Raw genomic sequence first — 12973 nt, 5'->3', positions numbered from 1 at the left:
AGCTGGCTGATACTGAGCACATGAACGCTCCCGCCCGGGTCATCGTCGTCGATGACGACGCCAGCATCCGAGATGCCATCGCCGACTGCCTGCTGCTGCATGGCTACCAGGTGCGCGTGGCGGCCGGTGCTATGGCGTTGGATATGCTGCTGCAGGCCGAACGACCGGATGTGATCATCCTCGACTGGATGATGCCCGGCGAGGATGGCCTGTCGGTCTGCCGCCGGCTGCAGGCACGGGCCATCCCGATCCTGATGCTGTCGGCGATGGGCAGTGCCCCGGACCGGGTGATCGGTCTGGAAATGGGCGCGGATGATTACCTGGCCAAGCCGTTCGACCCGCGTGAGCTGCTGGCAAGGGTGCGTGCGCTGCTGCGCCGGCAGGACAAGCTGCGCACCCAGGTGGCGAGTGAGCTGCGCTTCGCCGGCTGGCGGCTGCTGCCCGAACAACGCCGCCTGATCGCGCCGGATGGAGCGGAGCTGGTACTGAGCCGCGGTGAGTTCTCTCTGCTGCTGGTGCTGGCCGAACGTCCCGGGCGGGTGCTGGCGCGCGAGCAGCTGCTGCAGCTGAGCCGCGGCGAGCCGAGCGACAGCGTGGATCGTGCCATCGACCTGGCAATCAGCCGCCTGCGTCGGAAGCTGGGGCAGGCCGCGCCCGGCGCTGAAGCCCTGGTACAGACATTGCGCGGCGAAGGCTATCGCTTCAATGCCGAGGTCCAGGTGCTGTGAGTGCCCGTTGGTCCACTGCGCGCTGGATCGCGATGCTGGCTCTCACCAGCCTGCTGCTGGCCACCCTGGTCAGCGTGGCGGTGGTGGGCTGGATGCCACGACCGGCGCCGCCGCCGATGCGCCTGGATCAGGCTCTGCAGGTGCTGCGGGGGGAACGTGCGGCGGCGCCGCTGGGGCTGCATCTATCGGTCGTCAGTTCGGCACCGGAAGGCCGCAGCAGCGACTGGCTGACCGAGCTGGCCGCCTTGCAGCTGGGTGTACCGGTGGATCACGTGCGCCTGGTTTGGGCCGGGCAGGGCAAGGCCCCCGATGTGCAGGTCATCGAGGGCGGTACGGTGCTGGATGCTTCAGGGCGTGCCGGAGTGCTGACGTCACAGGCGGCCCTGCTGACCGCCATGCAGTGGCCGCCGTTCGAGCTGGGTGTGCGCCGGGCCGATGATCGCTGGCAGGTGGTCGGCAGCGATCACAGTGATCTGGCGGCCTGGCGCGGTCAGGTTCTGCTTGCACTGTTGGCCGGCACGCTGCTGCTGGCGCCGCTGGCGGCCTGGGCGTCGCTCCGCATCGGGCGGCCCCTGCGCCGCTTGGCCGAAGCCAGCGCGCGGGTTGATCTGCAGGACGGGACGCCGCTGCCGGACGATGGCCCACGCGAGGTGCAGGTGCTGGCCGCAGCGATCAGCAGCGGTCGTGAGCGCCTGCGCGACCAGGCGCAGGACATGACCCGCATGCTGGCGGCCGTGGCGCACGACCTGCGCACGCCGCTGACCGGCCTGCGCCTGCGTGCGGAGTTTGCACCGCCGCCACAGGCAGCGCGGATGGTGGCCGACATCGAGCGCATGGACACGATGATCGAGCAGGTGCTCGATTACGCACGCGGGGAGCTGCAACCGCTGGAGTTGCGAGCACTGGACGTGGCCGCGTTGCTGGAGGAATGCGTGCAGAGCGCCTTGCTGCGCGGTGTCGATATTTCAGCAGAGGGACCGGACGTGCTGCCGTGGCAGGGGGATGCGCTCCTGCTGCGGCGGGCCATCGACAACCTCATCGACAACGCCGCTCGTTATGCCGGTGCCGTGCACCTGCGGGTTGCCATGGCAGGCAATCGCGTGCAGCTGGACGTGATGGATCGCGGACCGGGCATCGCCGAGGCCGATCGCGTGCGCCTGCTGCAACCCTTCCAGCGCAGCGAAAGCTCGCGCAGTCGTGCCACCGGTGGGACCGGCCTCGGTCTGGCCGTCGCGGCCAACGTGGCACGGCGGCATGCGGGTGAACTGCAGCTGCTGCAACGTGACGGAGGGGGATTGATCGCACGCCTGGTGCTGGGATCGGCCTCCTGACATCGCATGTCGATTGACTGGACGTCATCTTCCTGGTTTATGATTAGGCGTCTAATCATGTGGGTATCGATGATGCTCGAAGCCAAGCACCATGCCCTGCTGGACGAGGCACAGCGACGAGGCCATGCCAACGTCGCGCAGCTGCGCCTTTGCTTCCAGCTGCTGTCGCTGTCATCGTCGATCGATCGCGACTGCGCCACACGTCTGGCGCCACAGGGTCTCAGCGAGGGGCGCTTCATCGTGCTGTTCCTGCTGCACGGTGCAGGTGGCACGCTGCCGCCGCATGAACTTGCCGAGCGCGCAGGCGTCACCCGCGCCACCATCAGCGGCCTGCTTGATGGCCTGCAGCGCGAAGGCCTGCTGCAGCGTCGCAGCGATGCCGAGGATGGCCGCCGCCTGCAGATCGTGCTGACCGCAAAGGGCGCGCGTCTGGCCGAGTCATTGTTCGACCAGCACACGCAGTGGATCGGTGGCCTGTTCAATGGGCTCGAAGCTGGCGAACAGCAGCAGCTTTCGCAGCTGCTGCACAAGGTCTGGCAGCACACCGACGCCGGGCGTGAGGCTGCGGCATGAGCGGTGCCATCGCCGCAGAGCGCCTGCGTGCGCTCAACCGTGGCAGCGTCGCGACGACCCATCTGGCCGAGTGCCTTGCAGTGGACTTCGCTGCGCTGCTGCAGGTGGTAGCCCCCGCACTTGGACCGGACCTGCTGCAACGCGTGCGCGACGCTGCGGGAAAGGGCATCACCCGACGCATGGGTTTGGCCGCACAGCTGCTGCGCGGGGCGGGGCAGGGCACACCTGCGCGCTGGCAGGCTCACAGCTCTGACACCGTGCGCGGCTGGGCCTGCTATCTGATCGGCAGCGATGCCTCTACACCGCTGGCAACGAAGCTGCAGGCGATGCGACCGCTGGCCGATGACCCGCACTTCGGCGTGCGCGAATGGGCGTGGCTGGCATTGCGTGCCGACATCGTTGCTGCGCCGATGCAGGCGCTTGAGTACCTGCAGCCGTGGACGCATGACGCATCGCCGTACCTGCGTCGCTTCGCCTGCGAGGCGCTGCGCCCGCGCGGCGTCTGGGCCACGCATATCGCGCTGTTCAAGCAGCGTCCGGAACTTGCGTTGCCGGTGCTGGAAGCACTCGCCGACGATCCCGAGCGCTATGTGCAGGATTCGGTTGGCAACTGGCTCAACGATGCTGGCAGGACGCAGCCGCAGTGGCTGCTTGATCTCTGCACACGCTGGCAGCGCGAACGCGACAGCGCTGCCAATGCCTACATCCGCAAGCGCGCACTGCGCTCGCTGCAATCCCGGTAGCGCCGGGCCATGCCCGGCGGACGCCAATCGACCACCTCAGGGAAGACCACCATGCCGCACACGCTCATCGAGCTCTACAGCGCCACCCCCGCCTGGACCACGCTGCCTCCCGAACAACGCGCGGCCTTCTTCGCCCTCATCGGCGCCGGTATGCAGCAGTTCGATCCGGCCCGCATCATGCCGCTGGCGATGGGCCGCATTGCCACGGGCGTACCGCGCGGCAGTGGTGAGCAGTTCTACGCGGTCTGGCGCTGCGCCAGCCGCGAGGAGGCCGACGCGCTGGTGGCGGGCATCGCCGCCACCGGCTGGCACGACTACTTCACCACCACCCATGCGGTAGGCGCGGTGGACGGCATGGCCCAGCACTTGGCTGATCTGGCTGCGCTGTAACGACGCGAAGAGCGCTCGCATGGCCCAGCCCACGGCATGGATGGCACATGCGCCTGTCACCGAGACACGGTAAACAGTGCATTGCCCATGTCCGTCCGCAGGGAAGTTGATCATGCAGAGCAAGCTCCAGGTCACGTTGTTCGGCCCTCTTGGTGCCAGCCCGGCGCTGCAGGTGCCGGGGCAGGAAGGGCCGTCGGTGGCCATTCCGGAAGCGACCCTGCGGCAGCTGGTCTCCGATCTTTACACCGCGCGCTCCCTGCTCAACCCCGAGCAGCTGGACGAAGCCAGGCAGGAGCTGGACCGCGTGCTGGAGCGCTGGGCGGACATCCATGAAGGCCTGCTGCTGGACGTGGAAGTGCATGGCAGATGAGCGACTTCGCATGCGTGCCGCCGCGTAGTCGTCCCAGACGGGCCCATCGCTGAACCGCGTTCCCAGTTGCGGATGAAACATTTTGCACTGCGCAAAAGCTGTGCTATCAATACAACCCATGAACGCAGCCCCCACCAGCTTTTACTGGTATTACTTTCCGAAGCCACTGGCGGAGGAAGGACTGCGCTCACCCTGAAGAAAGCTTCAGACGCATTCCCGAAAGCCGCCAGCGAACCTGGCGGCTTTTTTCATGCCGCCACGCTGGGGACCCCCAACGTTCCGGAGATCTCCCGCAATGCCCCCGCACACCGACGACCTGCGTATCCGCACCATCGAACCGCTGACACCGCCTGCCCAGCTGCTGGCGATGCTGCCCTGTGACGATGAAGCTTCCGACACCGTCAGCGCCTCGCGCGCGGCCCTGCACCAGATCCTGCACGGCCGTGACGACCGCTTGGCGGTGGTGGTGGGCCCGTGCTCGATCCACGACCCGAACGCTGCCATTGAGTACGCCCAGCGCCTGAAGCCGCTGCGCGACGCACTGGCCGGCGAACTGGAAATCGTCATGCGCGTGTACTTCGAGAAGCCGCGCACCACGGTGGGCTGGAAGGGCCTGATCAACGACCCGGACCTGGACGGCAGCTTCAAGATCGACAAGGGCCTGCGCATCGCCCGCGGCCTGCTGCGCGACATCAACAAGCTCGGCCTGCCTGCCGGTGTCGAGTTCCTCGACGTGATCTCGCCGCAGTACATCGCCGACCTGGTGGCATGGGGCGCGATCGGTGCGCGTACCACCGAGAGCCAGGTACACCGCGAGCTGGCTTCGGGGCTGTCGTGCCCGGTCGGCTTCAAGAACGGCACCGATGGCAACGTGAAGATCGCCGCTGACGCAGTGGGTGCGGCATCCAATCCGCATCACTTCCTGTCGGTCACCAAGCAGGGCGGCACGGCCATCGTGTCGACCACCGGCAACCCGGATTGCCATGTGATCCTGCGCGGTGGCAAGCAGCCGAACTACGACGCGGGCAGCGTTGCCGAGGCCTGCCAGGTGCTGGCCAAGTCCAAGCTGCCGACGCGTTTGATGATCGATGCCAGCCACGCCAACAGCCTGAAGAACCCGGAGAACCAGCCGAAGGTGATCGACGACATCGCCGTTCAGCTGGAAGACGGTGAACAGCGCATCGTTGGCGTGATGATCGAGAGCCATCTGGTCGGTGGTCGCCAGGAGCTGGTGGAAGGCCAGCCGCTGGTCTACGGGCAGAGCATCACCGATGGCTGCATCGACTGGGACACCACCGTGACGGTGCTGGAGCGACTGGCTGCGGCCGTGCGCGCCCGTCGCGACGTAAAGGTGTCCGAAGCCGCCTGAGTGCGGCACGTGTGTGGATGGCGGCCAGCGCCTGCGGGGGTGCGGCCGCGATCAGGGCCGGTCGGAGTTGGAGACCGGCCCATCTGCACCGGCGATGCGCCTGGCGCTGCGCATGAGCGACAGCGCCAGGTACATCGCCGGGGTGGTGTACAGCGTCAGCCACTGGCTGACCAGCAACCCGCCCACAATGGCGATTCCCAGCGGTTGCCGGAGTTCCCAGCCTTCGCCGTTGGCCAGCATCAGTGGCAGCGTGCCCAGCAGCGCCGCCAGCGAGGTCATCAGGATCGGCCGCAGGCGCAATCGCGCTGCTTCCATCACCGCGTCCCGTGCAGTCAGGCCACGCCGCTCGCCGGCCAGCGCGAAGTCCACCAGCAGGATGGTGTTCTTCATCACCACACCGACCAGCAGGAACAGACCGAGCAGCGCGATCAGGTTCAGTTCGTTGCCAAACAGCCACAGCGCCAGCAGTGCGCCGATGCCGGCCGAGGGCAAGGTGGACAGGATCACCAGCGGCTGCATGAAACTCTCGTAGAGGATGCCCAGCACCAGGTAGACCGCCAGCGTGGCGCCGAGCACCAGCCACAGCTGGCGCGAACGCAGCTGCTCCAGGCCGCCGGCCTCACCGGACAGCCTGCCCTGTACCGAACGTGGCAGCATCAGTTTCGACATCGCACCATCGATTGCCTGCGTGGCCTGTTCCAGGCCCACCCCCGGTGCCAGCGCGAACTCGATCCAGATCGAGGCGAACTGCTCACTGTGGTACACCCGGTCCGGTGCCATGCCATAGCGCCAGCTGGCGATGCTCGACAGCGGAATGCGCTGGCCGTTGCCATCGATCACCTGCAGGCGTGACAGCGTGCCCGGGTCCTGGGTGTGCTTCGGGTCCAGCTCCATCACCACGCGGTACTGGTTGAGGCTGTCGTACAGCGTGGCGACCTGGCGCTGGCTGAAGGAGTTGTTGAGCATGTTGGCCACCGTGCGCAGGTCCACGCCGTGGCGCGCGGCTGCTTCGCGGTCGATGTCCAGCATCACCTGGCGCATGCCTGCTTCGCCCTGTGCTTCCACGTCCACCAGTTCGGGCAGGCCACGCAGCGCGGCAGCCACCTTCGGCGCCCATTCGCGCAGCGGTGCTGTATCGGCCGACAGCAGCTGGAACTCGTACTTGCCACTGCTGCCTGCGCCCTCCAGGCGAATGTCCTGGTCCACCCACAGATAGAGATTGCCGCCGGGCAGCTTGGGCAGCCGCGCGCGCAGGCGGTCAATCACCTCTTGGCTGGAGACCTTTCGCTCGGCCAGAGGCTTCATCTTGATCATGATGAAGGCGTTGTTGACCCCGTTGCTGCCACCGATGTAGCCGATGATGTCCTCGATGGCCGGGTCGGACAGCAACAGCTTCCTGTACGCATCGATCTTCGGTTGCATGGCCTGAAAGGACAGGCCGTCATCGCCACGGGCGAAGCCGCGCAGCTGCGCGGTGTCCTGCTTGGGCACGATGCCCTTGGGCACCTGCTGGAACAGCCACGTGTTGAGCGCGATGACTGCAACGAAGGCCAGCAACGGCCAGCGCAGCCGGCGCAGGCTGGCCTGCAGCGTGCGCAGGTAAGCGCCGCGCACGCGCTCGAACAGTGCATTGCTGCCGCGCTGCCAACGCGAGGGTTGCTGCGCGGCATCCACGAACAATCGTGCACACAGCATCGGAACCAGGCTCAGCGCGACCAGCACGGAGACCGTCATTGCCGCCACCAGAGTCAGCGAGAATTCGCGGAACAGGCGTTCGACGAAGTCATCCAGGAACAGGATGGCGACGAACACCACGGCCAGTGCAACGTTCATCGACAGCAGCGTGGCACCGACTTCCGATGCGCCACGCACCGCCGCCTGCCAGCGGTCCGCGCCGAGTTCGCGATGGCGGGCGATGTTCTCCAGCACCACGATGGCATCGTCCACCACCAGCACCGCCGCGACAATCAACGCCATCAGCGAGAGCGTGTTGAGCGAGAAGCCCATCAGCGCGATCAGCGCCAGCGTACCGAACAGCACCACCGGGATCGCCACGCTGGGCACCAGTGCAGCACGCCAGTGGCCGAGGAAGGCCAGCACCACCAGCACCACCAATACGATCGCCAGCACCAGGGTGACCTCTGCCTCATGCAGGGTGGCGCGGATTACCGGTGAGCGGTCCATCACCAGCCGCATGTCCACGCCGGAGGGCAGCAGTGCATGCAGCTGGGGCAGCTGCGCCTGGATGGCATCGACGGTAGCGATGATGTTGGCGCCGGGTTGGCGGCTGACGATCAGCAGCACGGCCGGGCGTTCGTTGTGGAAGCCGCTGGCATAGCGGTCCTCCACGCCATCGGCAACGGCGGCTACATCGCCCAGCCGCAGCGTGCGGTCGTCGCTTACCTTAAGAGCCAACTCGCGATACTGCGCGGCCTGGCGCAGCTGCAGTGGCGCTTCCAGCTGCCACTGCTGGTGCGCATCCCCCACCGCACCCAACGGGCGCACCGCATTGGCGCGGGCGATGACCTGGGCTACGTCTTCCAGCGCCAGCCCGGCGTGGTTCAGTGCGTTCGGATCCAGCGACACACGCACTGCCGGCAAGGCACTGCCGCCCACCTGCACTTCGCCCACGCCTGGTACCTGCGACAGCTTCTGCGCCAGCACGGTGGAGGCCAGGTCATACAGCTGGCCTGGCGAGCGCGTGTCCGAAGTCAGTGCCAGTGCCAGAATTGGTGCCTGCGAAGGATTCACCTTGCGGTACTGCGGCATGCCCGGCATGCCACTGGGCAGCTGGCCGCGAGCGAGGTTGATCGCGGCCTGCACTTCACGTGCGGCCTCATCGATATCACGGCCGAGCACGAACTTCAGTTCGATCTGGGTCTGGCCCTGGGTGCTGGCCGAATCGATGCGCGAGATGCCGGGCAGGCTGCCCAGCGCACGCTCCAACGGCGTGGCCACGGTGGCGGCCATCGATTCGGGCGAGGCGCCGGGCAGGCTGGCACTGACTTCAATGGCTGGGTAGTCCACCTGTGGCAGCGGCGCCACCGGCAACAGCCGCAGCGCCAGCAGGCCGGCCAGCACCAGTGCCACCGCCAGCAGGATCGTTGCTACCGGGCGCTGCACGCAGGCCTGGGCCAGGCGCGCGATGGGGGTCACGCGCGTGCCTCGTCAGCGCCCGTCGGGGCCGCTGCACGGCCACGCTGCAGGCGGTCGAAGGCCAGGTAGATCACCGGCGTGGTGAACAGCGTCAATACCTGGCTGACCAGCAGTCCGCCCACCATCACCCAGCCCAGTGGCTGCCGCAGCTCGGCGCCGGAACCGCTGGCCAGCATCAGCGGTACCGCGCCGAACAGTGCGGCCAGCGTGGTCATCAGGATCGGCCGGAAGCGCAGCAGCGCGGCCTGATGGATCGCCTCGCGTGGTGACATGCTGCGTGTGCGCTGCGCGTCCAGCGCGAAGTCGATCATCATGATCGCGTTCTTCTTCACCAGCCCGATCAGCAGCACGATGCCGATCACCGCGATCAGATCCAGGCTGCGTCCGCTCAGCCACAGTGCGGCCAATGCACCCACGGTGGCCGAGGGCAGGGTGGACAGGATGGTGATGGGATGGATGAAGCTCTCGTAGAGCACGCCCAGCACTATGTACATCACTACCACGGCCGCCAGGATCAGCCACAACGTGGACGATAGCGAGCTGCTGAAGGCGGCCGCCGCGCCCTGCAGGCGAAGTTCGATGCTCTGCGGCAGATTCACCTGCGCGCGCGCGGCGAGCACGGCATCCACCGCTTCGCCCAGCGAAGCGCCCGGGGCAAGATTGAACGAAAGCGTAGCCGCCGGGAACTGGCCCACGTGATTACGCAGCAGCGCGGACGGACCCACCTCTACACGCGCTACCGAACCCAGCGGCACGGTCTGCCCGGCGCTGTTGCGCACGCGCAGGCCGGTGATGGCTTCCGGTCCCGGCTGGCGCGACGGATCGGCTTCCAGCACCACCCGGTATTGGCTGGCCTGGGTGAAGATGGTTGAAATCTGGCGCTGCCCATAGGCGTCGTACAGGGCATCGGCTACCGCTTCCACGCTTACGCCCAGGCGCGCCGCCGCATCGCGGTCGATCGCCACGCGCGCCTGCCGCCCCTGCATCTGCAGATCGCTGGCCACATCACGCAGCGCCGGCGACTGGCGCAAGGCCTGCAGAAGCTTCGGTGTCCAGCTTTCCAGCGCTTCCAGATCCGGCGTGGTCAGGGTGAACTGGTACTGGTTGCGGCTGATGCGGTCTTCGATGCCCAGTTCCTGCACCGGTTGCAGGTACAGGGTGATGCCGGGAATCTTCGCCACGCGCTGCTGCAGCCGTTCCATCACGACGGCGGCACCGTCGCGGTCGCCATGCGGTTTCAGTTCGATCAGCAGGCGGCCGGTGTTGAGCGTGGCGTTGTTGCCGTCCACGCCGATGTAGGACGAGACGCTGGCCACTGCCTCGTCGGCTTCGATGGCCGCCGCCAGCGCCTGCTGGCGCTCGCGCATGGCCTGGAACGAGATAGCCTGTGGTGCCTCGCTGATGCCTTGCACCAGGCCGGCATCCTGCACCGGGAAGAAACCCTTGGGCACGGCGAAGTACAGCGCTACGGTCAGTGCCAGCGTCGCCACCGTGGCCAGCAGCATCAGCGGCTGGCGCTGCAGCACCCAGCGCAGCTGGCGGTCGTAAAGGGTGATGACGCGGTCGAAGACATCTTGTTTTGGGGTCGGAGCCCTGGCTGGATCCGACCCCTGGACCGGGGTCAGATCCCCGTGGGGCTCTGACCCCTTCGCATGCGGCTTCAGGAAGCGCGCGCACAGCATCGGCGTCAGCGTCAGCGAGACCAGCAGCGAGATGCCGATGGCTACCGCCAGCGTCACCGCGAACTCATGGAACAGCGCGCCCACCAGGTCGGCCATGAACAGCAGCGGGATCAGTACCGCGATCAGCGAGACCGTCAAGGAGACCAGAGTGAAGCCGATTTCCGCTGCACCCTTGAGCGCCGCCTCGCGGGGGCTTTCGCCGTCCTCCAGATGGCGGGCGATGTTCTCCAGCATCACGATGGCGTCGTCCACCACGAAGCCGGTGGCGATGGTCAGTGCCATCAGCGTGAGGTTGTTGAGCGAATAGCCGGCCAGCAGCATCACCGAGAAGGTGCCGACCAGCGACAGCGGCACTGCAACGCTGGGAATCAGTGTGGCCGGCAGATTGCGCAGGAACACCCAGGTGACCAGCACCACCAGCGCGATGGCCAGCACCAGTTCCTTCTGCACGCCGCGCACCGACGCGCGGATCGATTCGGTGCGGTCACTCAGCACGTCCATCTGCACGCCGGCCGGCAGCGTGGCCTGCAGCTGCGGCAGCAATGCTCGCACCTGCTCGACCACGGCGATCACGTTGGCACCGGGCTGGCGCTGGATGTTCACCAGAACTGCCGGCGTAGTGCCGCTCCAGGCGGCCAGCTGCCGGTTCTCAGCGCCATCGCTGATGGTGGCCACATCGCCCAGCCGTAGTGGCGCGCCGTCACGCCAGGCCAGTACCAGCGCGCGGTATTCGGCCACGCTGCGCATCTGATCGTTGGCGTCGAGCATCACCGCTCGGATCGGGCCATCGAAGCTGCCCTTGGGCAGGTTGACGTTGGCCGCAGCAATCGCGGTACGGATGTGGTCCATGCCCAGGCCGTTGGCGGCCAGTGCCGCTGGATTGACCTGGATGCGCACCGCAGGGCGCTGGCCGCCGGCCAGGCTGACCAGCCCGACGCCGGGCAGCTGCGCCAGACGCTGGGCAATGCGCGTATCGACCAGATCGTGCGCCTGCGGCAGCGACAGTCCCTGCGAGGTCACCGCCAATGTCAGGATCGGTGTGTCGGCCGGGTTGACCTTGCGGTACACCGGCGGTACCGGCAGGTCTCCGGGAAGGAAGCTGCCTGCCGCGTTGATGGCGGCCTGCACGTCCTGCTCGGCCACGCCCAGCGACACCTCCAGCCCGAACTGCAGGGTAATGACCGAGGCGCCGCCGGAACTGGTCGACGACAGTTGTTTCAGACCGGGAATCTGCCCGAGCTGGCGTTCCAGCGGCGCGGTGATGGTGCGTGTGGTCAGTTCCGGGCTGGCCCCCGGATACAGCGTTGTGATCTGGATGATCGGATAGTCGACCTGCGGCAGTGCGGCCACCGGCAGCAGGCGGTAGGCCAGTACACCGGACAGCAGCAACGCCACCATCAGGAGAGTCGTTGCGACCGGGCGCAGGATGAACGGGCGCGAGAGATTCATGCGCCGGCCTTGATCGCGGCCTCCTCGGTGATGATCTCCACCGCCGTGCCGTCTTCCAGCCCGTCGATGCCTTCGATCACCACCTGGTCGCCGGCCACCAGTCCGGAGCGCACGGCCACGCGTCCATCGTCGGCCGGACCGAGCACCACGTTGCGGCGCTGTGCCTTGTTGTCCTTGTCGACGATATGCACGTAGTTGCCCTGGCTGCCGAACTGCACGGCGGCATCGGGAATCAGCAGCGCGCGCTGCTCGCCCAGTTGCAGGCGGACGTTGACGAACTGGTTGGGGAACAGCGCCAGATCGTGGTTGTCGAAGTGCGCACGCAGTTTCAGCGTGCCAGTGGCGGTATCGATGCGGTTGTCGACACTGGACAGCGCGCCACTGGCAAGCTGCCGGCCTTCTTCGCGGTCCCAGGTTTCCACTGCCAGCGCCGGTTGCACCTGCACGGCATCGAGCAGCGCCGGCAGCTCGGGTTCGGGCACGGTGAACAGAACGCTGATCGGTGCGGTCTGTGCCAGCGTCACCAGGCCTTCGGCATCGCTGGCGCGTACCAGGTTGCCCACGTCCAACCGGCGCAGCCCGACGCGGCCACTGACCGGTGCGGTGATGCGGGTGTACTGCAGCTGCAGGCGTGCCTCGTCAACAGACGCCTGATCGCTGAGGCGGCGGCCCTGCAGCTGGCGCACCTTGCTCTGCTGGTCGCTCAGTTCCTGCCCGGACACGTAGTTCTGCTTCTGCAGTTCGCGGTAGCGCTGCAGCTGGCGCTCGGCGTTCTCCAGCTCGGCCAGGTTCTGTTGCTGGGTGCCCTTGGCCTGCGCCAGCTTCACTTCATACGGGCGCGGGTCGATCTGCGCCAGCAGATCGCCGGCCTTCACCTGCTGGCCTTCCTGGAAATGCAGTCGCAGCAGTTCGCCATCCACGCGGCTGCGTACCACCACGCTGTGCAGCGGCGTGACCGTACCGACCGCCTTCAGGCGCAGCACCAGCGGCTCGGCGCTGGCGCGGGCGATGCGCACGGGTACCGTCTTGCCGGGTGCATCGTCGCCGGCACCGGCCTCCGTGCGTGGCCAGAACCCCCACAGCAGGCCGCCGGCAAGGGCAACGCCCAGCACGATCAGCAACGGGCGGGCACGACGGAAGCGGGAGTTTTCGGCGACAGACATGGGGCATCCTGCGCCCTGC

General features: G+C 67.2%; 10 protein-coding genes. 7 read left to right on the top strand and 3 right to left on the bottom strand.

Annotated elements, in window-relative coordinates; all coding sequences use genetic code 11:
- The first annotated feature begins 20 nt into the window (after positions 1-20).
- From AC07M7_RS07295 to AC07M7_RS07265, 7 genes are all read left to right on the top strand, one after another.
- Positions 21-728 (top strand): response regulator, encoded by a 708-nt coding sequence (locus AC07M7_RS07295; RefSeq protein ID WP_046984240.1) that lies wholly within the window; start codon positions 21-23, stop codon positions 726-728.
- A gap of 32 nt (positions 729-760) precedes the next feature.
- Positions 761-2059 carry a sensor histidine kinase gene (locus tag AC07M7_RS07290; protein WP_136638560.1) on the top strand — a complete coding sequence of 433 codons (1299 nt, stop codon included), beginning with the start codon at positions 761-763 and terminating at the stop codon, positions 2057-2059.
- Positions 2060-2131: 72 nt separating this feature from the next.
- Positions 2132-2632 carry a MarR family winged helix-turn-helix transcriptional regulator gene (locus AC07M7_RS07285; RefSeq protein ID WP_495207131.1) on the top strand — a complete coding sequence of 167 codons (501 nt, stop codon included), beginning with the start codon at positions 2132-2134 and terminating at the stop codon, positions 2630-2632.
- Positions 2629-3375, top strand: a complete 747-nt coding sequence (locus AC07M7_RS07280; RefSeq protein WP_495207031.1) for a DNA alkylation repair protein — start codon at positions 2629-2631, stop codon at positions 3373-3375. The genes AC07M7_RS07285 and AC07M7_RS07280 overlap by 4 nt, the downstream gene beginning before the upstream one ends.
- 51 nt (positions 3376-3426) lie before the next feature.
- Complete coding sequence (locus tag AC07M7_RS07275) at positions 3427-3765, top strand: DUF6616 family protein (RefSeq protein WP_046984243.1); 339 nt, start codon at positions 3427-3429, stop codon at positions 3763-3765.
- 112 nt (positions 3766-3877) lie between these two features.
- On the top strand, positions 3878-4135 hold the full coding sequence (locus tag AC07M7_RS07270; RefSeq protein ID WP_046984244.1) for a hypothetical protein: 258 nt from the start codon (positions 3878-3880) through the stop codon (positions 4133-4135).
- Between the two features lie 295 nt (positions 4136-4430).
- Positions 4431-5504, top strand: coding sequence for a 3-deoxy-7-phosphoheptulonate synthase (locus tag AC07M7_RS07265; protein WP_046984245.1), 1074 nt, complete (start codon positions 4431-4433; stop codon positions 5502-5504).
- 51 nt (positions 5505-5555) lie between these two features.
- Here AC07M7_RS07265 and AC07M7_RS07260 read toward each other — a convergent pair whose 3' ends face one another.
- The 3 genes from AC07M7_RS07260 to AC07M7_RS07250 are packed head-to-tail and all read right to left on the bottom strand — an operon-like array spanning position 5556 to position 12954.
- Positions 5556-8660: an efflux RND transporter permease subunit gene (locus AC07M7_RS07260; RefSeq protein ID WP_495207030.1), complete on the bottom strand. Its 3105-nt coding sequence runs from the start codon at positions 8658-8660 to the stop codon at positions 5556-5558.
- Positions 8657-11791: a multidrug efflux RND transporter permease subunit gene (locus AC07M7_RS07255; protein ID WP_495207029.1), complete on the bottom strand. Its 3135-nt coding sequence runs from the start codon at positions 11789-11791 to the stop codon at positions 8657-8659. Before AC07M7_RS07255 ends, AC07M7_RS07260 begins: the two co-directional genes overlap by 4 nt.
- Positions 11788-12954 carry an MdtA/MuxA family multidrug efflux RND transporter periplasmic adaptor subunit gene (locus AC07M7_RS07250; RefSeq protein WP_253077945.1) on the bottom strand — a complete coding sequence of 389 codons (1167 nt, stop codon included), beginning with the start codon at positions 12952-12954 and terminating at the stop codon, positions 11788-11790. The genes AC07M7_RS07255 and AC07M7_RS07250 overlap by 4 nt, the downstream gene beginning before the upstream one ends.
- Positions 12955-12973 lie beyond the last annotated feature (19 nt).

The sequence above is a fragment of the Stenotrophomonas sp. GW821-FHT09E08 genome (assembly GCF_059416125.1).
Note: the sequence above shows the minus strand (reverse complement) of the source record. Positions and strands in the feature narration are given on the sequence as shown.